A 21,380-nucleotide genomic window follows, 5' to 3' on the forward strand; every position below is an offset into this window, starting at 1 on the left:
TGAACGGCGAGAAGTGATGAGCTCGTTCTAACACCCAACAGGGAAATTATATCAGATGACCAAAGTTCTCGTTCTCTACCATTCTGCTTATGGCCATATTGAAACGATGGCCAAGGCGGTTGCAGATGGCGCACGTTCCACTGGCGCCGAAGTTGTTATCAAGCGGGTCCCCGAGTTGGTGCCCGACGAGGTTGCCAAAGCTTCGTTCTTTAAGATGGACCAGGAAGCTCCAATCGCCGACCCGAACGAACTGGATCAATATGACGCGATTATCGTGGGCGCAGGAACGCGATTTGGCACCGTGGCATCGCAGATGCGTAATTTCTGGGATCAAACAGGGGGACTTTGGGCCGCTTCGAAGCTCACTGGTAAAATAGGCGCGGTGTTTACAGCCTCCGCAACGCAGCATGGCGGTCAGGAATCAACCATCCTGGGCTTCCTCCCGACACTGCTTCATCACGGAATGATCGTGGCCGGTCTTCCCTATTCCTTCCAGGGACAGCTCGGGTTGGAAGAGGTCAAGGGTGGGACGCCGTATGGTGCGACAACAATCACCGGGGCTGACGGTTCCCGTCAGCCTTCATCCGTAGAACTTGAGGGTGCGCGTTATCAGGGCGCTCACGTCGCCAAGATCGCGGCCAAGCAGGTCGCCTAACCATCAGCAAGCCTTCGGAAAAGCGGGAGTTTAAAGCGCGGCCTTCCTTTGCGCGCATGGCTTCGTTAAGCCACGACTGTTGAGCGACAATCGGGATGAGATCACGTCTCATGTTGGTTGGGTTCTTCCGCACTTTTGGTGCAGGGTCGCCCTATCTCAGGTGGTGAACCAGCGCTGTTGCCGATCTCTCTCATGCCCGGGCGAGCACTTTGCTTTTCAGGAGGCTGTAGCCTGAACACCCATACATCTGGCGCTTGATCATTTTGAGGCGATTGATCTGCCCTTCAACCGGGCTGGTGCTCCAGGGCTCGGTGAGCGCTGCTTTTCGATCCCCGCAGCAAATGTCGCCAATTCGCTGTCTCTGGCGTCTCCGATCCATGTTTCGAGATCATCTCCTTTATCGTCGACGTCGCCACCGATAAGAGCGGCAAAGCAGCGGGCGAGTTTTGACGCTATTTCAAGCTTTGGCGCATATTCGTAAAGATGACGAAGGTGGCGACCGGCACGTTCGTCGAGCGAGGTGGCGCGCTGGCTGAGGAACCGCGCGCATTCCCGGCGCGATGGCGCACGTCGGCGTGCAGGCTCCGGCGTGGAATTCGGCTGCTCCTTGCGCTTGGCGGTCCATCTGTAAACCGTCGCCGTACCGCCCCTGAAGCCCATCCGCTTGATCTCATTCCATAGCTGTGCACCGTTGTGCTGACCTTCCTGCCATCGTTTTTCCAGATATTGCCGGAAAGGCTCAACGGTGGCCGACGGTGTTTCCGGCCGTCGATGCTCCGGCTCTCCGTCCGCCGCAAGCCAACGCTCGACGGTTCTGACGTTGAGACCAAGACGCGGCGCGATTTGCCGGGGCGACTTTCCGGCCCGATGTAGGCGACTGATTTCCTCATGGCGCTCGAGACGTTGATCCCTTCGATCCTGGTGCAATCGTTCCAAGCCGGTTGGCGCACTGACGGCGGCTTTTTCGGCGCCATTGTGACTGACGGTTTCGGCAACACTGCCTTTCCGGCGGCGGTGACAGCCACGCGATTGCGATCGACGATAAGACGCAAGACCTGTCCGAGAGTCTGCAGAAGATGGAAGCGGTCAGCGACCTGAACCGCATTCGGCGCGCCGCGACGAGCGCCCTCGGCGTAGACGCCGGCGCGGTCGCGTGCGATCACCTCGATGCCCTGGTAGCGGCCTAGCCATGATGCGAGCGTGTCGGCATTCCGATCCGGTAGCAGGTCAAGGACGCGGTTGCGCTCCAGATCGCAAAATAATCGTTCCGTAGCGTTGGCCTTTGCGCGAGGCCCAGTCATCAATTCCCACGACGCGCGGCGCCGATATCGGCTCGCACGTAGCCATCCGCACCATCCGCAGTAGCGTGTCGCCGCTGACCGGCATGCCTAGCTTTTTCGGCAGGCGCGAGCCAGGTTCTCCGCCGGCGGCAAAGCTGATGGCAAGATGGTGCTCACATGACCGCGCCGTACGACGCGCTTTTGGTAGCACCGTCTCTGGCAATCTCTCCGTGAAGATCTTGCGCGGACAGCCTGGATTGATGCATCGCAAACGGCACTATTGGGGAGTATTGCTCCGGTACTGACACCAAGCCACGGCAGATCTGCCAACCGACGCCGGAAATGGCTGTGGACACGCCCGGTTCGTGAGCCGCAACAGGGGCAGCATGTTTCTTGTACCGTCGGGCGCGCAACAAGCACAACCCGATCGGCCTGCGGAAGAATTTGGACTATGGAAAGTTCGGAAGAAACCAGCCGGCGAAAGAAGTCCTGCAAGGGCAAATCACTGTATCGACTGCGATCCCCACTATGGACTTGTTCGCATCCGGCGTGAATCCCGCTGCTGCACCAAAAGTGCGGAAGAGCCGGTGGTTGTCGCGCTACGCACGGCATCGTAACCTTAGCTCGCTTGCGGCCACACTGCATAAGCGGCGAACCGACGGTGCACCAAGCATCAATGATCAAGGAAGACTTTTCGATAAACCTGGCCGGTCGGCTGATAATCGAGCAGCACAATCAGCGATGCGCTGTCCTCTAGACTCCGAGAAATCACATAGAAGCTCTGCTGTTAACCTCCCTGTGCATTCCTTCAGAATCTGTGCGGCGCTCTCGTCCGCATGAACGGGATTGTGCCCGAGCCGATGGTTCAGGGCGTCAGGTAAGGCAGATATCGCATATCTTCAAAATACCCGGTCAAAGCGACAAGCTCATCCTTCGAGGCTGGGCTCAAAGTAGTTCGACGACGACCAGCACCGCGATCTCTGCCGGCCATCGCGACAGTTTCGACACGCCGGTCCACCAATCACGAGCCAAGCAACCCCCGATTGACAGCAAACGGAATCCAGAATTATTCTCCGAAGCGTCTGCGTTCAGTTCCGAATGAGGGCCATAATGAACTCGCAATCGCTTGCCGGCTTCATTTACAAGTCCGTCGCCAGGGGCATGAGTTTGCGAGCAGATGCTCTTTGTGGGCGCAACGTCGTCGCTGATCTAACCATTCGAGCGGTCGGCTTATTGTGTGAGCCTTGCCCTTCCGTCTCGCGCCTGGCGCTCGAGCACGGCGTGAACACCGAACTCGTGCAGATCGGCGTTTTACAATCGCCTATCGTCCCGTGAACACAGGAGGACGTTTTTCGGTAAAAGCAAGCATGCCTTCCTTTGCGTCTTCCGTCATGGCAAGGCAAGTAACGCTAAAGCGTTCGAACGCTAAGCCGTTTTCTAACGTGGCACCGACAGCATTGCGCACGCAAGCTTTCGCCGACCTCACTGCGGCCGGAGCCCGCTCCGCTATTGTGCGTGCGATCTCGATAGTGCGTCTCACGGTAGCAGGTGGATCACAAACCTCGACGGCGAAGCCGAACTGAAGCGCTCGCTCCGCACCGATGGCTTCTCCAGTCATCAGCATATAATTCGCCAGGTTCGGCGAAAATTTGCGCGGCAATCGCTGCGTTCCACCGTCGCCTGGCATGCCGCCCAGACGGATCTCCGGCTGGCTAAACTGGACATTCGAGCCTGCGACGACGAAGTCGCATACCAGGGCGAGTTCACAGCCTGCCCCGAAGGCGAGGCCGTTGACGGCACCAATCAACGGCTTTTCAAAGGACTCGATCGCCGCCCAAGCGGCGACACGGGATGGGCTATTTGACACTTCAACAGGACCTAAAGCTACCATTTCCTTGATGTCCGCCCCGGCTGCGAAAAACGCCTCCGTCCCCGCGAGAATTACGCAACGCACGCCATTGTCTTCATCAAGCTCGCTAAGCAAGCGTCCCAGCTCAATGATCATCGAGCTGTGCAACGCATTTTTTTTATCCGGGCGGTCGAAGCGAATAAGGGCAACGCCATCTGCCGGTCGTTCCAGGACGACTTTGTCGGCGTAATTCTCGGTCGGGTTCATGTTATCTCCAGTTGCTACGCATGCAGCCACGTGCTGCCCCAAGGGTCGCGTCTTTTCGTGCCAATCAAGCAATGAGCGCCGTGCCGCGAGGCTAGAGGCGGTTGTCCTTCAAAATTGAACGAGCGCAAATGTAACCCCATGTCATATATGGTCCGATTGTCGTACCAACCTGGCTTGGCGTACGTGCTCCCGTGGGGCTGGCCATGACATTGCCGGCGCAATAAAGGCCGGGAATTATGCTGCCGTCCGCCCGAAGCGCCTGACCATACTCATTGGTTCTCACTCCGCCTTTGGTTCCGAGAAGGGACGGACGGAACCGATAGGCGACATACGGCGGCTTTTTGATCTCCGCCATAAGACCGACGCTCGATGCTACGCTCTTTTCATAGAAGCAGGAGGATCCTCGCTGATAGTCCTCGTCGATCCCGGTTCGAGCGAAGGCGTTGAAGCGTTCGACTGTCTTGCGCAGAGCGCCGGATGGAAGGCCCGTCTTTGCCGCCAGCTCTTCCAGGGAATTTGCTTTGAGTAACCAGCCGGGTTGGTACCGACGGTACCACCAGATCAGTGGAGTACGTTTGATCATCGGCCAATGGCTGATCACCCAAGCGGGTTGATGAATGAGACCTCCGTCGTCATCCCGATCCATGATGCGATCGTAAACCCAAAACTCATACTCGCTGGCGAACCGGTTACCAGACTTGTCGACAATGATCGCGTCCGGCTCAGCATGGATCCTGAGCGGCAAGCCGTGCAGTTTGCCCTCGTATTTTGTGGGCGGCTGGATGACGATATTACCCTGGTCCATATGTGCGAAGGTGGCGCCAATAGCCTGTGCCATCTTGTGGCCGTCACCCTCATTGCTGCTCGGAGAGCTCTTGAAGTCAATCTCGCTTGGAAAATACGTGGCCAGCATTTTGCTATCCCACTCGAAGCCCCCCGTAGCAAGAACGACACCGCTCCGCGCTTTGTAGGTGTGGCGCCGTCCATCGCGCTCCACCTCTACCCCTTTGACCACACCCGCGGCATCGACCTTCAAGGCGATCGCCCTTGTTGATAGTTCAAACATGCACCCGGCGTCGATACAGCCCTTCAGAAGACCGGTGATAAGGCCGTTGCCCTGTGCCATTGAATCCGTGAGCCAGCGCCGGATTAGAGTAGGAAGGAATTTCAATGTACCCCTTATGGGCTGACGATCAAGCTTAGCAGCGACCGTTTCATGATACGTCAGTCTTTGCGGTATCGTCGAACGCCTGACCTTTTTACGCAAAGGCCCGAGAATCTTCTTGCTCAGTGGCTCGACGGAGAGAATTCGGGTTGACTTTGCGCCCACGCATTCTTGGAACGGATCTGGAACCGGCGTGAGGCGAAAACGAAGGGGGCTAAGTGCCTCCACCAACTTGAGCATTTCTGGCCCGTTCCTAAGCTGGCTCTTCCATAGATCGTCTTCTGTCTCCTGCCACCCTATTGGAGACGCTGCTCGCATATAGGCTAACGCCTCGTCGAATGAATCTTCAACGCCAGCTGCCTGCGCGTAGTGATTGCCAGGCAGCCAGGTCATTCCGCCTGACATGGCGCTGGTTCCACCCAATTTGTCGGTTTTCTCGATGACCCGAACGGACTTGCCAGCCGATGCGGCTGTTAGCGCTGCCGTGAGCGCCGCAGCTCCCGATCCAACGACAATGATGTCTGTTGTGCCCTCCATCTGCCCCGGAGGAGTCGTCCTGACTGATCTACTGAACATCGTGTGCTCTAACTTTCGGCATAGCGGCGGCAAGCGACAACCCAAGTTATCGCCCTCCACGAAATAGGCGCTAAAGGGCGTCTGTGGACTGAAGGAAGGAGCCAATCAGTTCACGATAGCGGGCAGCGCGAGTATTGGGAAAGAAATGCCCTCCGTCGATTATTTCAATCTGAGAACCTCTCACCAGGCTGGCAATTTCCCTGGATTGATATTCCGCTGCCAACATGTCATCCGAAGCTCCCACAACTAGGCTTGGCAAACCTTCAATTGCCCGAAGCTCATCGCGGCGATCGAAGTTGAAGGGTGCTTTCATCCGTGCTGCGAGGACATCGTCGGCCATGGTCTGGCGGATCGTCTTGATTCGGCTCATAAGGTCATAGCTCGGATCGAGCACATTCCCACCTGGCATTGCGAGGATGGCCGAAAGCTGGCCGCAGGTTTCCGTCCCCGCCGTATCAAGGACGCGCTGGCGTAGATTGTTGATGAATTCCATATAGCGATCAAATGCGCAAAATGTCCCGCTGAACACTGCTGCCTCGACCCTTTGCCGATGGTCGAGAACCAAGCACTGGGTAATGACGCCTCCCATGGAATGACCGATCACGGTAGCCTTTGTCACTTGAGCATCGTCAAGGATGCCGACCGCATCGGACACAATTTCACGCAGGGTGTGAACTCCCTCCACATCGCGGTTGGCGCCACACCCTCTTTGATCGAAGCTTATGACGGTGTATTTTTCCGCGAGATAGGAACGATGAGCATCCCAGAAGTTTGCATGCCCACCAAGTCCGGTCACAAGGAGAACAGTGCGCGCACCGCTCCCCTGAATGTTGTAGTGTAAGGTCATTGAGTTGACGCCTTTTCATCTATGTCAAGTTTGCTGAGCCGTATTCGGTCGTCTAACGAGCAATGACGTCGCTATCGAAAAGCTTGGCAATTTGGTCTTGGGAGAAGCCGTACTCGGTCAGGATTTCCTCGGAGTGTTGACCCAGCAATGGAGGGGCTTTGAGTGCAATGTTGGGAAAGGCCGAAGACTTTATCGCATTCCCGACGGTACGGAAATTTCCGTGTTTTGGGTGGTTGATCTCGACGATAATCTTGTTCTCGTCGATCTGCGGGTGCTGCAGGACCTCTCCCAAGGGGAGTACCGGGCAACACAAGATGTCTGCCTTGTCCAGCCGCCTCACACATTCTTCCGTGGTGAACTTGCTAAAGCCGGCACTCATCCGCCGGCGATATTCACCGCGTTTGGACATTTGCTGGGAAAGCGTAGAAAACTCGGGATCCTTGGTAAGATCGGGGATCTCAAGCGCGTTACAGATATCGGACACTGGATTTGGCCTCAAAACCGCAATTACAGCGACGCTGCCATCTGAAGTCGTGAAGATGTCCATTGGGTCTTGCTCAAGAGGATTGAAGTCGTGACCGGTCCGAAGCTTTTGCGTGACTTCCTGTTGCTGCATCACCAAAAAAACGTCGAGAAGATTGATCTCAAGCTTCTGTCCCTGACCGGTGCGCTCGCGGTGGTAAAGCGCCATGAGCACCCCTTGAGCCAAGATCATGCCCGCCGAAAAATCCGCTGTCGAGATCGGGAACAATTGGGGTTTACCATCCGGATCCTTATTCCCAAAGGCAACGCCCGCCATCGCCTGTGCCACGAAGTCCATGCCGGCTTTGTGCGCGAGTGGACCCGTCACCCCAAAGCCCGATCCCTCGACATAAATGACCTTTTCGTTTATGGCTTTGATATCTTCGTAGCCGAGGCCGAGACGCTCGACCACGCCCGGCCGGAAGTTGTGCACAAACACGTCGGCGTTCTTGGCAATTTTCTGGACAATATCACGGCCTTCCTGGGATTTGATATCCAACGCCAGACTCCGCTTGTTACGGTTCATGGCCATGAAGTTCGCGCTTTCGTCGCCTTTGTTAGGGCGGTGGCGGTCAATCGCCCGACTGATGTCTCCGATGCCGGGCTTTTCGATCTTGATGATATCCGCGCCATAGTCACCCAGAACCTGAGTACCGCACGGGCCGAACATGATCTGCGACAGATCACAGATCCGAATTCCTTCCAGTGGAAGTGTCATTGAAGCTCCCTCTTAGACGTTTGTTAGACGCCTACAGTACGTTGATCCGAAATGCCGGGAATGATGAAACCGTATTTATCCACGAGGAGCCTTTCCGTCGTCGGATTGCGTGGAATTGACGCCGGACGGGGTTCGCCCGGAAGTTTCCTAACGCCCGTCTCACGTAAGGCGCCTTCCACGCTAGGTGGAAGGAATACGCCGCCGTATTTGAGAGGCTCAGTTCCGTTATTGATGAAATGATGCATTAGCGTCGGCGGAAGGACGATGACGTCGCCTTCTGCAATCGGAAACTGCTCATCACCCAGAACCACGATACCTTTTCCGTGGGTAACGATAACTATCTCTTCGGACGCCACGTGGCCGTGATGGCGCACGTTGGCCCCCGGTTCAAGCAGCTGTGACGCTGCACAGAAGTAGGTTACCGGCAAAACAGGCGCTGCGATCATGATGCTCACGTAGCCCAGGCTAGGCGCAGCCTGCCAGTACTCCTCGCCTTCATCATCTTGGACGATAATGAAATGGCCGTTATCACGCTCTACGAGATTGTTCCCCGCACGAACTCCAACCGAGGCGCCACCATCGGCAGGGGTACCGCCGCCGAGTGGAAACAGATCGAAGCGCGAGTCAGGTGCCGGCGGAAAAGAGATAACCGACAGGCGAAGAGGCTCGTCACCATCCTGCGCGACTTCAACGCCAACACCCCGCCCCCAGAACATGAAGGTTCCCTTGGACACCGGATGCTTTTGTCCGTCTACGATGACATGACCTCGACCTCCGAAGCACAGAACCATCCGCTCGTTAAGTTCATAGGCATGTGGGCGAAGGTAAGCTCCTTTGGGAAGGTCGATGCCCACGACGGCAAAGTGCGAGAATTGATGGCTCACAGGCGACACTTTGACCAGGGCGATCCCGCCGCCTTCTGAACCAAGGCTTACGGGTGATCCCTCATCCGCTCGGACCACAACTGCCTCGAGTGGAATTTCAGTCGATGTCTTCTTTGTTAGCATGTGCATAATACTGCGTCCCTCGCATTGATATTATCTGCACCAGCCGACGTACGATGGCTGCCACCGCACGATCCATTTCCGGCGCCTCGCCCAAGCGAAATTTCGTGGGATAATTGCCAGTTCCCGACCGCGGCACATCTAAAAACGAGAGCGGCCGGACTACAAAATCCGTCAAGTCTGATTTCAAAAAACCATTTTCTCACAAAGGGAACAATGGTAAAAACTGACAAATAGCTGGACGTTTTGCTCAACGCTTCGTCCCGCGGTGAAGGAATATTGGATGCCGAACGCGAGTCGAATAAACGTCGCCCAACCCACTTATGGCGGCGCTGCCACGCCTGCTTATTCACTCTATGGCGAAGGCCCGGAACTGGGGCAGTCGATCTACTCGAATGCGGAGTCGATCTTCGTCAGAAGTAAAAATCTGACCAACAATATCGAAATGCATCTGCATCGCGACCTTTACCAGTTCGTGTATATTTCAATAGGAAAATCTACCCTTGTAACACCTGCGGGTAGGAAAGACTTTGGGGATCGGACACTGTTGTTGGTCCCTCCGAATTTCGAGCATGGCTTCAATTCATATCCCGAGATCGAAACCCGCGGCCACGTCATCACGATCAGCGATTTTTTCTTTGGGCGCATGGCACAAAGGGGGCTGCTCGTCGCCGACGTGCTCGATAGTATCATGATCTTCGAAGGCATAGATCCAATCAAGAACGCCACGCTGATCGAGTCAATTGAAAAAGTCATTCAAGAACATCATGAATTCCGCTACCCCCATGTCTTAGCAAGGGAAGCTTCCGTGCAGGCGTTCATCGTTGAATTTCTTCGCCTTCTGCATGAACGGAACGCTTTCAAAGAAGGACGGGATGCTGGAAAATACAGAGATCTGTCCGACGGAGGTAGGATCAAGCAGCTTTCATGGCTGATTGATAAATACTACAAATCCCACAAAAACGTCAATTTTTACGCCAAGCAGCTCGGCGTTTCCGCTTCCAACCTTAACAAATTGGCGGTCATAGCAACGGGCGGAAGCGTTCATGCCAACCTCCGGGCTCGCATAATGGAAGAGGCCAGGGCTTACCTTGCAAACACAAGCTTGAGCGTTAAAGAAATTGCATACCGACTGGGTTACGAAGACGCTGCCTACTTCACTCGCTTTTTCACCAAAAATGCTGAGATGTCACCAATCGAGTTTCGCCGTATCGCAACCCAAGCACCGGGATAGTTGTAAGGCCCCCTTGATTTTTTTGGAGGCGGCTTGGGCGGGGCTGGAAGGGCGAACGAAATTCTATTCGAATCTCGTCACATGGAATGCGTAAGGCTCCATGCCTGGCGTTTTAGAGCGGCTTGCGCGCGCTTCCTTAATGGCCCTTTCAGCAATTTTCGTAGCCCTGTCGGTAATGACTGCGACAAAATGCATGCGCGCGGGCAAAATGTCCATTGTTCTCCTCTCTTGATGCCTTAGGCTCCCTGTATATGGAGCAAGCGAATCTGGGCAGCTCTGCCAGCTCAAATGTGCCCATTCACGGGGGCATTCTCATAACAGCGTCTGCCTGCAAGGCGCTCGGATCAGCGCATCGGATTACTCAACAAAAGCGATGAACAGCGGATTGAAACACCAAAACCGAGATTGGAACAATGACATTTTTTTCCGGCGTGATCCCTTACCTAGTAAGTCCAGTAAACTCCAACGGGGGTATCAAGGAGCGAGTATTGGGTGATCTCTGCTCTGACCTTATACGAAAAGGTGTGAGCGGCTTAACACCGCTTGGAAGCAGTGGAGAATACGCCTATTTATCCGAGACGCAAAAGATGCGCATCGTTGAGGTAGTGGTTGAGGCCGCGAGTCATCGGGTGCCGGTACTGCCGGGCGTCGCAAGCGTTTCCACTCAATCGGCAATTGATCAAGCCAAAGCTTATCGCAGCGTAGGAGTAGACGGAATTGTTGTCGTGCTCGATTCATATTTCCCTCTAAGGGAACATGAAGCGAGAAAGTATTTTTTGGACGTGGCAGATAGCGTTGATCTCCCTATGATTGTTTATACAAATCCGAATTTCCAGCGCACGGATTTGTCAATCGAGACAATCTGCGCGATTGCAAAACACCCAAACATCATTGGTCTAAAGGACGCTTCGACGAACACCGGTCGATTGCTATCCATCCTCAACCGATGCGATAGCGATTTTGCTATTTACTCAGCTTCGTCCCATATCGCGACTACAGTGCTCATGATGGGAGGCAGAGGTTGGTTCGCTGGGCCGGCTTGTGTACTGCCCAAGCAAAGCATCGAGTTGTACGATGCTTGTATGCGCGGAGATTGGAACGACGCGATGACAATGCAAAAGCGCCTCTGGCCTTTCAACGAAGTTTTCGCACAATATCGGTTGGCAAGCTGCTTGAAGGCAGCGCTCAGGGCACAGCGCTACGACGTCGGAGATCCGATACCGCCGCAGGCACCCCTAGACGCTTCCGCAGTCAAAGTAGTTCTAGATGCGCTGACCAAGGTCCAGGGTTTTTGACTACAGGTGACCGTCATCGCGAAGGCATTCAAGATGCTCGGTCATTGACGAGGGATACAACCGATTTTGGGATGGAGATGTGTCCCGGCGATCAAACAAGCTCCTTTGCGCGCGACGACGTTGAACTCTATCGCGACGGTCTTATGCGACTAGCCCTCGCCTCCCAAGAACGCCGTTAGCAAGAGAATGGGCAGGCTCATGAAGCGTTGTTGATTACATTCTTTCTCCGTGGGCCGATATCACGGAACGCAAACCACGACTGCTTGTGCCCGTTGAACAGCTGCAGGTACTCGTGCAACTATTCCGTTTTGCCGTAAAAAACGATCTTATCTGGAGAAGCTCGAAGCAGTCATGGCACATAGCTTAAACGAAATGGCCTCCGGCAAACCCGTGCGTTCGCAACGCTAAACTTACGGGACGGTCGACGCCGTCGAGGTGGTGCCGAATTGCTAATATGGAATTGTCTCACCCAGGTAGTTGCAGAAGGTGAAGGAAGAATCTGCGGGTGAACCGATCAACGCACTCAACCCTCCCGCGGAGACCTCGACCTCAATATCGGCTTCTTCTCCACCCATATCTGTCTTCACCCAACCTGGATGAGCAACGGTAACTTTCACGCTCGGGTTTTGAACGGACAGGCTGCGCGCGGCCGAGGTCAATGCTGCTTTGCTCGCCCGGTAGAGCCAGTGATCGCCAACCAAGTTTAGCTCGACCGATCCCATGACCGACCCCAAAAACATGAGATGCTTGAGTGAATATTGATGCGCACTAGCCAGCTCCTGCCCCAAGGCAACAGGCGAGACACTATTAGTTAGAAACAAATCAACAATCGCCTGCTTATTGAGCGTCTCGTCGACATCTTTAGGCATCACACCGGCGGATACAACGACAATTTCCACGCCAGCTAAGTGGGCGCTCGATACGAGTGATTGGCGCGACTGAGGATCATTGAGCTCGAGCGGAAGCCACAAGGCATCGCTGCTACGTTGGGAACCATCGCGGCTAGTTGCTATGACGTTGTAACCCTGCGTGGAGAGTGCGTGAACCAGCGCTAAGCCAATACCTCTGGATGCCCCGACAACCAAAACTGTCGAAGATGATAGACTATTCATGAATTATTTTCCGGGCTATGCTGGCTCTGATGACATCGTCAGAGCCAGCCGGTTCAGTTTTCTAACGATAGGCTGCAGCGCCTTTTTCTGTGACCCAACCAGCGGCAATATCTTTTGCCAGTGCTTGGCGGTCGCGCTTGCGCGCATCACCGTAGCCCCCCCCACCTGGGGCGACGACGATAACTTGGTCCCCTTCATAAACTACCGCATTGGAAAATTTCGATGCTGAGACCTTACCGCTGTCTTCGTGAAAATCCTTCCAGGCCTCCGAGCCCCTGCGGCGAATATGCAGACTACCGCAACCTCCGGACTGGCCCTTGAAGAGACCCCACGGCGCAAGCTCCTGTCGATCGGACATGAAGGACAGTTTGAGTTCATCAGCAAGGCACGTCATCTTCTTGCGTAAGGCAAGTCCGCCGCGAAATTCGCCGGGACCACCCGTGTCCGGAACAAACTCATGCGCATCAATGCGCCAGGGAAAGCGGGTTTCAAATACCTCAACGGGATTGAGGCGCGAGTTACCGTTAATGGCGTTGCAAGCACTATTCCCATCCGCATGGCTACGCCCTCCCCAGCCGGGTGTCGACAAATCATAGCAGACGACGTACTCATCCGTCCGGGAGTTTTGCCCGCCGAATAGGAAGTTTGAATGCGTGCCGCCATCCGTTGCAAACGCCCGTTCCGGAACAGCTACTGCCAAAGCACCAATAACAGTGTAGCAGATCCGGATATGCGTCTCGGTGTTTCCTCCGACTTCAGGTGCCGGGTAGTTGGCATTGACCACTAGGCCAGGAGGAGCGACGACCCGTATAGGTCTGAAGCAGCCCGAATTCTTCGGGATGCTTGGATCCGTTAGGTGTAAGATCGCGTTATAGGACGCCGATAGCGCAACAGACAGCACGCCGTTGATTGGCCCTTTCGCCTGCTTGTCAGATCGACGAAAGTCCACCACGATTTCGTCGTCCTGGACGAAGACATCGACCGCGATTTTGTAACGACGCTTCTCGATCCCGTCGTCTTCCATATAGTCTTCGAAGCTGTAGACGCCATTGGGAAACTCACGCAGTTCAGCGCGCATCCGGGCCTCCGAATAGTCTAGAAGGCTGTCAGTCAGTTCGGTAAATCGTTCGAGGCCAAACTCTTCGACCAGGCCCCTCAGACGCTGTTCACCAAGTTCGACGGCGCTGATCATAGCACGAAAATCGCCGAAATTCTGGCGCGGAGTCCGGTAGTTCGCGAGCATCAGGCGCCACACATCCTCTACGTCCTTGCCCTTGCGCCGAATTTTGATCGGCGGTACCCGTAAACCCTCGTGGAAAATCTCTGTAGCCTCTCCGGCGAACGCACCGGGAACCATGCCTCCCACTTCCGCAACGTGACCGATCGCGACGGAGTAACCGACAAAGACCTTGTCGACAAAAACCGGCTGGATGAAGGTGTGCTCGGGGGTATGCATGCCGCCGCGGTAGGGGTCGTTATGCACGATCACGTCGCCTTCCTCGAGGGTCTCGACCGGAATTTCCTGCGTTATCGTTTGAATAACGAGAGGTAGTCCACCGATCATGGACGGCTGAAAGTCGCCGGTTCCAATCAGGTTACCCTTCGCATCAGCAAGACCGCAGGTGAAGTCGAGGCCTTCGTTGAAAATCGTCGAATACGACGTCATCATCAGCGTAATGCCCATTTCCTTCGCGATCTGGACGAGACGCCCGTCCAGAATACTCATTTGAACCATATGCTTGGCAGCGTTTTTTCCCATATTACTTCCCCCCTGTTTCCGCCAGGCGCCTTTGGGACGCGACTTCCGATTCCCGCTTCATGTCCCAATCGACGCACCAGTCGGAGCAATACTGCTTGTTCGCGCCGTCGGTGGTAATACGGATAGGGGAGCGATAGAGCAGGACACCGCAGTTATCGCATTTTGTATATTCTTCGAGATAATAACCGTTGTCGGAGAATTTCATCGCGCTTGCCTTTCTGAAACATGGAGATTGCCGTAGTCGTCTACGTGCAATTCTTGATCTGGATGGAGCACAACAACGGAGACGGCTTCTTCAATTACAGCCGGTCCCTGAACAGCGTCGCCGGCGAAAAGTTCTTCCCGTCGGTAGACCGGCGTATCGTGACGACCTTCATCATAACCAACCGAACGCATCGATACCGGCTTTGGGGCACTGGTGCTTTGCGCGAGCTTCGGCACTTGCGGTTTCCCGAGCGTTTCATATGCGGTTACATTGAAGTTGACGATCTCTATGAACTCACCAGGAATGCTAAAACCAAAGCGGTCTTCGTGGGCTTTGTCAAAACTTGTCCAAAGCTCCTTTGCTGTCGCCTCGTCGAACGATGTAAAGCGCAACGGAAGGGAGAGCTCATAGTTCTGGCCGTGATACCGCATTTCCACACGACGTTCGATATCGATGCTGCCTGTAAAGCCCTGGGCGTGCATTTGCGCGAGGCAATCGTCCTCAAGCTCCTTGAGCAGTTGGGTTGCACGCGCGAAATCCATGCGGTTTGATGTCATTTGGACCGTACGTTGCCGATCCACGCGCGCGTCCGTTGCGGTAAACCCGAATGCGGAGAACTGACCGGGGTGGACCGGAATAATCGCCCTAGACATCGACAAATCTTTCAGCAAGTCACACGCATGGACCGGACCTGCCCCGCCGAAGAACATCAGTGAGAATTTATCGTGAGATTCACCCTTCTCAATCAAGACGCTTCGAACAGCGCCGACCATATTGTTATTGACGATCTTGATCACCGCCAAAGCCGCCTCGTCGACGGTCATGCGTAGTTTTTCCGCAAGCCGGGCAATGCCAGCGCGCGCGCCTTCCATGTCAAGGTTGACCGTGCCACCGAGGAAGTTGTCCGGGTTGATACGGCCAAGCACAAGGTTGGCATCGGTGACAGTCGGCTCAGTGCCACCACGGCCGTAGCATATGGGACCAGGACGGGAGCGCGCACTCTCTGGCCCTACGCGCAAGAGACCACCTTTGTCGATCCAAGCGATCGAGCCGCCACCGGCACCGATCGTGCGGACATCGAGCATCGGCACCTGAATCGGAATGCCCCATTCGACTTCGAAATCTGTCGTGATGGAAGCAGCGCCGTTCACAATCAGCGAGCAATCGGTAGATGTACCGCCCATATCAATAGTAACGAAGTTCTTCTCGCCAATGAGGCTGCCGATGAACTGGGCGGCAACGACACCACCCGTCGGCCCGGACAAAGTCATCTGCACTGGCGCGTCACAGGCCCCTCTTATAGTCGTCTGCCCCCCATTTGACTTGGTGACAACAACGCGCGCGGCGCCAACGGCATCCGCAATACGGCTTTCAAGCTCGCCTAGCTGGTCCGTCACGATTGGCTTCACGTACGCATCTGCGATCGTTGTCGACGCACGCTCGTACTCCTTCCATTTGGGAAGGACGTCATACGAAATCGAGATGGGGAGATGAGGGAAACGCGACGCGAGATAGTCGCGGGCGGCGATTTCATGCTCCGGATTTATGTAGGAAAAAAGAAAGCAAAGGGAGATCGCTTTAATTTCCGGTTTCGCCGCAATCGCATCGGCGACTTTAGCGACGCTGGCCATGTCGAGAGGGGTCACGACATTACCGTCACAATCAATGCGCTCAAGCACTTCGAATGCATTCGACCGCTCAATCAGTGGCTGAGGTTTGACCCAGCGCGAATTGAAGTGGAAGCGGCGATTACCTCGTTGGATGAAGGGCACATCGCGAAACCCCTGGGTTGTTACGAAGGCAACTTTCGCTCCATTTCGCTCAAGAATTGCGTTGGTTGCGATGGTGGTTCCAAGCCGAATGCCGGAGATCTCTTTACCCGCTGGAAACTGCTTCAGGCCGTTGAGAATCCCGTCAGACGGGTCACCAGGCGTAGAAAAGTCTTTCCATACCGTTACTTCACGACTTTGCTCGTTATAGGCTACGAAGTCAGTGAAGGTACCACCGACGTCAATTCCAAGGATATATGTCATTGCTCTTCCTACTTTCTAGGTCTTGCCGATGCTCTTTCGAGCCTGCGCGCTGGTGCGTTCGGATCAGTCCTCATTCGGTGCGTTGATCCCAGCCATGAGATGAAGAAGTTCGCCCTCGCTGGTGTCACTTGCCTTGACGGTGGCCCCGATCCTCCCGCGCCGAAGCACAAGAATCCGGTCGGCCGTGGTCAACACGTCGCTCAGACGATGGCTGATCAAGAGAACGGCAACGCCCCGCTTTGGCAGGCGCCGTATAAGGTCGAGGACCGGTTGGCCCGCCGAAACTGAAAGTGCGGCGGTCGGCTCGTCCATGATCACAAGCTTGGGATCATAAGCGACGGACCGAGCTATCGCGACCATCTGGCGTTGCCCGCCTGAGAGCGCGGTGACAGGCTCCCTCAGGTTCGGCAACTTGACATCGAGCATTTTGAGCAGGCCCTCGGCCTTTCGATGCATTTCGTCGTGCGCCAGGCGCCGAAAGCCCAAAGCCGATCGCTGGACGATTTCCCTGCCAAGGAAAATATTGGCGCAGATATCAAGATTGTCGCAAAGGGCGAGATCCTGGTAAACCATCTCGACTCCATGATCGCGCGCCCAAGTCGTTGACGAGCTTTGTACCTGGGAACCCCCAATCCGGATTTCGCCAGAGGATGGCGCGACGTCACCCGCAATCATCTTCGTCAATGTTGACTTGCCCGCGCCGTTGTCGCCGACAAGCCCAATGATTTCGCCGGGCATGATGTCGAAACTGACCCCACGCGTGGCCTCGACCGCGTCGTAATTTTTGCGCAGGTCTTTTACCGAAACTGCGGGATTATTTGCTGTCTGGATCATCTCACTTCGCCTTCTGTTGTGCGGCATGGTCGGCGGTGACCGCGACGATGAGCAATGCGCCGGTGATGATCATCTGGTAGAAGGTATCAACGCCCGCCAGGCTAAGCCCATTTGTGATGCTTGCCATCAGAAGGGCCCCCAGAACTGCGCCAACGACGCGACCTTCACCGCCGAACAAGCTCGTGCCTCCGATGATCGCCGCGCTGATGGCGCTCATATTCACGAAGAGGCCGACGCCGGGAGGGCCGGCATCCAGTCTGGAAGTTTGGACGATGGCTGCTAGCGCAGACAGTGCGCCCATCAGGCCAAAGAGCGCCAAAATCATTGTATTCACTTTGATACCGGCGCGCTTTGCCGACACCGGGTTCCCGCCGATGGCATATACGTATCGGCCGAAGCGTGTGTTCTTTGCGGAAAATTCCATACAGAAGACGATGATCAGCAGCAGTGCCAATGGATAGGGAATCCCTTGGTTCCACGCAAATACCCAGATGGACATGCAGGCCGCTAAAAGCGTCAAGCCGAGAACCGCGACGCTAACCGGGCGCAAAGTGCGCTTCTGCGGCCCGAAGAAACCTGTGTACGTCCGCAACCAGGTGAACAGATAAAGCGCGCTAAGTGCCAAGATGGCGGTCAGACTGACCCAGCTCGGAAATTCCCCATTACCGATCTCGTAAAAAGTGTCGCCAGCACCTGACAGTGTTTCTGCCCCTGAGACAACGTATGCCAAGCCCCTAAGCCAGGAGAAACCGGCCAACGTGATAATGAAAGAGGGAATGCCGAGTTTTACGCGCAAGGAGCCTTGAAGTAGGCCAATGGCGATACCCACAACGATAACCAGCAAGATGGTTGTGATCGCATCTAATCCATATTTCTGCATCAACTGCATGGACAAGACACCGCACAGAGCGAGCAATGATCCGACGGACAGATCAATCTCGCGCGCAACGAGAAGCCATGTCAGTCCTGCGGCCATCAAAGCGGTGATCGTAGCCTGGACGGCTAGATTAGAAAGGTTGCGCGGGCTTATGAAGACGCCGGTCCACACGTGAAAGCCAATCCAAATCGCCACGGTGGCAGCGACAAGGACGATAAGCCGCCACTCAGCGCGCTCGGCTTCTCTGGATTGCTTTTGTACTTCGGGCGGAGCTGACGAGGGCGCGACGGCCACGCCAGCTGTAGAATTCGTTCCCATGTTATCCTATCTCCGGTCAAAACACAGGCAAACAGCCGCCATCGCCGCAAGCGGAGCTATGCGGCAGAACGAGTGATTGCAATTTCCTGTCGGAAAGGCGTAACGGCTTATGCCGCGTTCCCTTTAGTTTTCTTGTAACGTTAAAGTAAATGACAATGCTCGGGCTTGTCAATACACAACCGCGCAATTGCCATCAGGTATAGTTATTATGAATCAATGACTTAGGCAAGTCATGAGGTTTTTGCCGACAAGCCAATCCATCGCAGAAGCAAAAACACTTTAACGTTACAAGTTAAGATATCCGGCGACCGCTGATACAAAAAGCCACCCGTTTCGCAACGGGTGGCTTTTCGGGGAGGCAATTTTCGTTAGAGAAGGGCCTCGGCGCCTTTGGGCCATTTTTCCTTTGGAACGCCTTCCAAGACGGCCTTGGCATCGACATAAACCGGGCTGTACTGCTTCAAGTACTCAACCATATTTTCGCGGGTGATGTCGCGGTCTTCGACCGGCATATAAGGGATAGTGACCCCATTGCCGGCGTCGTAGGTTTGCGTAATACCCAGATCTTGCCCCTTGGCTAGTTTGACGGCAAGTTCGCCGGCGATCGTTCCCATCTGGTCGAAAAGAGTAAAGCTTGATAGCGCCATGTTACCCAACAGGATGTGTCGGCAACCCTCGACCGTGGCATCTTGGCCAGTCACAAAGACCTTCCCCGCTAATCCCGCCTTCTGCAGCGCACCAATAACACCTCCAGCCATGCCGTCATTGTTGCAAAGGAACCCTGCGACATCGTTATTCGTCGACGTCAGAGAATCTTCCGCCTGACGGCGGGCGGCATCTGGATCCCACCCATCGTGGAAAAGGTGGCTGACAATCTTCAATTCACCCTTGTCGATCAGGGGCTGCAGGATATCGTAGTATCCCTTGGTGATTTCCTCTGCCACCGTGTTGCCAGCCTGGCCGGACACAATAATCCAATTGCCCTTGAGCACACCGGCCGCCAACGCGGCGTTAGCAGCTTTTTGACCCACTCCACGGTTATTTCTCGCGACATAGACATCGACATCCTTTGATGGAATCGCGGTGTTGTAAGCGATCACAGGTACGCCAGCGCGCTTTGCCTTGCGCGCCATGTTGACGCCCGCTTCAGCCACAACAGCAACAATCGCAAGGGCGTCTACGCCCACGGTTAAAAGGTTCTCAACATCGGATAGCTGCTGTTCGACTTTAAAATCCGCCTGGTTGGTGATCGGTTTGAAGCCACCGGCCGACACCGCTTTTTCAAAGCTCGGGCGATCGAGATTCTTCCACCGCGGAACCGTATATGTCTCCATGGCAAAACCGATGTTCCCGCTTCCCTTGGCGAAAACTACGCCGGCATCACCAAATGCAGTTACGGCAGCAATGCCCGCAGTAACGCCCATAAACCCACGCCTAGTGGTCTTCAGTTCGCTTTTCATGCTCGTTCCCCTTTCTTAAGTTATCTTTAACGTTAAAATTAAGATCGACCGACGCAATCTGTCAAGGGGCACGGGCTGCATCTGTCAAAGAAATTTATTATTCTTCCGTTTCAATTAGATAACATCATTCCTCAGATCAAACGCAGCTGGCAAGACGGTTGCATGGACCGAAGCAGACTATTTAACGTTACAATCTGTTCGCGCGTTAATTCGAGCACGGTTCCTAGGTGCTAGGTGCTGCATTGCAGCGCGGCCAGATTTTTGTGTAAAGATAAATGTAGAAATTCATTCAGGATGCAGCAGTGCCCCGTCGCAAAAAGCAAGAAGTAACGCTGAAGGATGTCGCGGCCGCGGCCGGTGTTTCCGTGATGAGCGTCTCAAATGTCGTAAACGAGCGCTGGGATCTTGTGAGCGATCGGACGCGTGCAGTGATAGAAAAGGAGATCAAACGCCTCCAATATCAGCCCCAAATGGCAGGCCGCTCCCTGAGAACCGGAAAAACCAACACACTTGGCCTGGTGGTTCTTCAAGGAGAAGACGGCGTGCGTCCTAACCGGCGAGCGCAAGCAATCATCGCCGGATTTTTAGAATCGACCGCAGGGCACGGATATACCGTAAGCCATATCTTCAGGCGGCACACCACAATTGAGACGGCTATCGCATCCCTATCCCAGCGGGTCGATGGCATCGCTATGCTGATCGACCAGAGTATCGAAGTGCGCAAGAAGGATGTGGCGATACTTTCATCCTTTGGCATTCCCATCGTTGAATTGGAAGGGTTAAGACTCGTCGAGTTGGAGGATGCGTGCTCGGTTTATGAAAGAGCAGATATGCAGATAAATGCACTGGCAACATCGCTCTCAAAATCATTGCCAGGCAATGTATACTTTCTGAATGGCAAAGAGCACAACGAGCACGCCGTGCGCCGTTATAGGTTGCTGAAAGCTAACCCGAGTTTACGCCACTTCCATTTTCATAATACGCAGCTCAGATCCTATCTTGATGTTGATTTGGATAAAACGGCAGCGATTTTCGTCTCGAACGAAACAGATTACTGCGACCTGGTCATCGCGTTCGCGTCAAGCGCACAAAGCCGACTGATATCAAAGATAATATGTCTCGATACCGATGTAAATTCGGCTGGAATTGATCGCCAATCAACTATTCCCGGCTTTCAAACTGTGGCATTTCGCGTTGGAAACGTTGGAGGGAACGCCCTTATCGCCCGGCTACCATCGACGACATTCACCTATCGCCAAATCGGTGTCGATTGCGGGGTCATCTTGCCTGTGCCTAACAAACCAGAAAAATAAACTATACCAAATTATTCCGCACCTAACCAAAACCGGCTCCACGGAGAGAGGTGGCTC

The 21,380-nt window shown here is 54.7% G+C and carries 19 protein-coding genes and 2 pseudogenes; 5 read left to right on the plus strand and 16 right to left on the minus strand.

Annotation, left to right across the window (positions count from 1 at the left end; genetic code table 11):
- Positions 1 to 55 precede the first annotated feature (55 nt).
- Entirely contained in the window at positions 56 to 655 is a 600-nt protein-coding gene (wrbA, locus tag ACM5SV_RS01670) for an NAD(P)H:quinone oxidoreductase type IV (RefSeq protein WP_419424958.1), read from the plus strand.
- A 258-nt stretch (positions 656 to 913) separates the two neighbouring features.
- On the opposite strand, the gene ACM5SV_RS01675 is transcribed toward wrbA, so the two are convergent.
- The 4 genes and pseudogenes from ACM5SV_RS01675 to ACM5SV_RS01690 all read right to left on the minus strand — a co-directional run bounded on the left by ACM5SV_RS01675 (position 914) and on the right by ACM5SV_RS01690 (position 2,580).
- Positions 914 to 1,315: a hypothetical protein gene (locus ACM5SV_RS01675; RefSeq protein ID WP_419425054.1), complete on the minus strand. Its 402-nt coding sequence runs from the start codon at positions 1,313 to 1,315 to the stop codon at positions 914 to 916.
- A gap of 141 nt (positions 1,316 to 1,456) precedes the next feature.
- Positions 1,457 to 1,591 (minus strand): annotated as a pseudogene (locus tag ACM5SV_RS01680) (hypothetical protein); the annotation flags it as partial.
- A gap of 101 nt (positions 1,592 to 1,692) precedes the next feature.
- Positions 1,693 to 1,956 (minus strand): annotated as a pseudogene (locus tag ACM5SV_RS01685) (transposase); the annotation flags it as partial.
- Between the two features lie 87 nt (positions 1,957 to 2,043).
- Positions 2,044 to 2,580 (minus strand): transposase family protein, encoded by a 537-nt coding sequence (locus ACM5SV_RS01690; RefSeq protein WP_419425045.1) that lies wholly within the window; start codon positions 2,578 to 2,580, stop codon positions 2,044 to 2,046.
- A 465-nt stretch (positions 2,581 to 3,045) separates the two neighbouring features.
- Here ACM5SV_RS01690 and ACM5SV_RS01695 point away from each other — a divergent pair, with 465 nt between their 5' ends.
- The gene (locus ACM5SV_RS01695; RefSeq protein WP_419424959.1) at positions 3,046 to 3,270 is read left to right on the plus strand and encodes a hypothetical protein; all 225 of its coding nucleotides are present in this window, start codon (positions 3,046 to 3,048) and stop codon (positions 3,268 to 3,270) included.
- Here ACM5SV_RS01695 and ACM5SV_RS01700 read toward each other — a convergent pair.
- The 5 genes from ACM5SV_RS01700 to ACM5SV_RS01720 all read right to left on the minus strand — a co-directional run bounded on the left by ACM5SV_RS01700 (position 3,257) and on the right by ACM5SV_RS01720 (position 8,892).
- Positions 3,257 to 4,051: an enoyl-CoA hydratase-related protein gene (locus ACM5SV_RS01700; protein ID WP_419424960.1), complete on the minus strand. Its 795-nt coding sequence runs from the start codon at positions 4,049 to 4,051 to the stop codon at positions 3,257 to 3,259. The genes ACM5SV_RS01695 and ACM5SV_RS01700 overlap by 14 nt on opposite strands.
- Positions 4,052 to 4,142: 91 nt before the next feature.
- Positions 4,143 to 5,753, minus strand: coding sequence for an FAD-dependent oxidoreductase (locus ACM5SV_RS01705; protein ID WP_419424961.1), 1,611 nt, complete (start codon positions 5,751 to 5,753; stop codon positions 4,143 to 4,145).
- Positions 5,754 to 5,862: 109 nt separating this feature from the next.
- On the minus strand, positions 5,863 to 6,639 hold the full coding sequence (locus ACM5SV_RS01710) for an alpha/beta fold hydrolase (RefSeq protein WP_130663755.1): 777 nt from the start codon (positions 6,637 to 6,639) through the stop codon (positions 5,863 to 5,865).
- 52 nt (positions 6,640 to 6,691) lie between these two features.
- The gene (locus ACM5SV_RS01715) at positions 6,692 to 7,879 is read right to left on the minus strand and encodes a CaiB/BaiF CoA transferase family protein (protein WP_130663756.1); all 1,188 of its coding nucleotides are present in this window, start codon (positions 7,877 to 7,879) and stop codon (positions 6,692 to 6,694) included.
- 23 nt (positions 7,880 to 7,902) lie between these two features.
- Positions 7,903 to 8,892, minus strand: coding sequence for a cupin domain-containing protein (locus ACM5SV_RS01720; protein ID WP_130663757.1), 990 nt, complete (start codon positions 8,890 to 8,892; stop codon positions 7,903 to 7,905).
- 274 nt (positions 8,893 to 9,166) lie between these two features.
- Between ACM5SV_RS01720 and ACM5SV_RS01725 the strand changes: the two genes are divergently transcribed.
- On the plus strand, positions 9,167 to 10,117 hold the full coding sequence (locus ACM5SV_RS01725; RefSeq protein WP_130663758.1) for a helix-turn-helix domain-containing protein: 951 nt from the start codon (positions 9,167 to 9,169) through the stop codon (positions 10,115 to 10,117).
- A 413-nt stretch (positions 10,118 to 10,530) separates the two neighbouring features.
- Complete coding sequence (locus tag ACM5SV_RS01730) at positions 10,531 to 11,412, plus strand: dihydrodipicolinate synthase family protein (RefSeq protein ID WP_130663759.1); 882 nt, start codon at positions 10,531 to 10,533, stop codon at positions 11,410 to 11,412.
- 449 nt (positions 11,413 to 11,861) lie between these two features.
- Here ACM5SV_RS01730 and ACM5SV_RS01735 read toward each other — a convergent pair whose 3' ends face one another.
- From ACM5SV_RS01735 to ACM5SV_RS01765, 7 genes are all read right to left on the minus strand, one after another.
- Complete coding sequence (locus tag ACM5SV_RS01735) at positions 11,862 to 12,524, minus strand: SDR family NAD(P)-dependent oxidoreductase (RefSeq protein WP_130663760.1); 663 nt, start codon at positions 12,522 to 12,524, stop codon at positions 11,862 to 11,864.
- Positions 12,525 to 12,585: 61 nt separating this feature from the next.
- Positions 12,586 to 14,283 carry a hydantoinase B/oxoprolinase family protein gene (locus ACM5SV_RS01740; protein WP_245484677.1) on the minus strand — a complete coding sequence of 566 codons (1,698 nt, stop codon included), beginning with the start codon at positions 14,281 to 14,283 and terminating at the stop codon, positions 12,586 to 12,588.
- A gap of 1 nt (position 14,284) precedes the next feature.
- Positions 14,285 to 14,488 carry a hypothetical protein gene (locus ACM5SV_RS01745; RefSeq protein WP_047558377.1) on the minus strand — a complete coding sequence of 68 codons (204 nt, stop codon included), beginning with the start codon at positions 14,486 to 14,488 and terminating at the stop codon, positions 14,285 to 14,287.
- The gene (locus ACM5SV_RS01750) at positions 14,485 to 16,521 is read right to left on the minus strand and encodes a hydantoinase/oxoprolinase family protein (RefSeq protein ID WP_130663761.1); all 2,037 of its coding nucleotides are present in this window, start codon (positions 16,519 to 16,521) and stop codon (positions 14,485 to 14,487) included. The genes ACM5SV_RS01745 and ACM5SV_RS01750 overlap by 4 nt, the downstream gene beginning before the upstream one ends.
- A gap of 63 nt (positions 16,522 to 16,584) precedes the next feature.
- A complete protein-coding gene (locus ACM5SV_RS01755) occupies positions 16,585 to 17,355 on the minus strand; it encodes an ATP-binding cassette domain-containing protein (protein ID WP_419424962.1) in 771 nt (256 codons plus the stop codon).
- 1 nt (position 17,356) lies between these two features.
- Complete coding sequence (locus tag ACM5SV_RS01760) at positions 17,357 to 18,550, minus strand: sugar ABC transporter permease (RefSeq protein ID WP_130663763.1); 1,194 nt, start codon at positions 18,548 to 18,550, stop codon at positions 17,357 to 17,359.
- A 368-nt stretch (positions 18,551 to 18,918) separates the two neighbouring features.
- On the minus strand, positions 18,919 to 20,010 hold the full coding sequence (locus ACM5SV_RS01765) for a substrate-binding domain-containing protein (RefSeq protein ID WP_419424963.1): 1,092 nt from the start codon (positions 20,008 to 20,010) through the stop codon (positions 18,919 to 18,921).
- Positions 20,011 to 20,312: 302 nt separating this feature from the next.
- On the opposite strand from ACM5SV_RS01765, the gene ACM5SV_RS01770 reads away from it, so the two are divergent.
- Positions 20,313 to 21,323 carry a LacI family DNA-binding transcriptional regulator gene (locus tag ACM5SV_RS01770; RefSeq protein WP_052212402.1) on the plus strand — a complete coding sequence of 337 codons (1,011 nt, stop codon included), beginning with the start codon at positions 20,313 to 20,315 and terminating at the stop codon, positions 21,321 to 21,323.
- The last annotated feature ends 57 nt before the right edge of the window (positions 21,324 to 21,380 follow it).

It is taken from the genome of Rhizobium sp. CRRU65 (genome assembly GCF_048551595.1).
Taxonomy (GTDB): domain Bacteria; phylum Pseudomonadota; class Alphaproteobacteria; order Rhizobiales; family Rhizobiaceae; genus Rhizobium; species Rhizobium leguminosarum_J.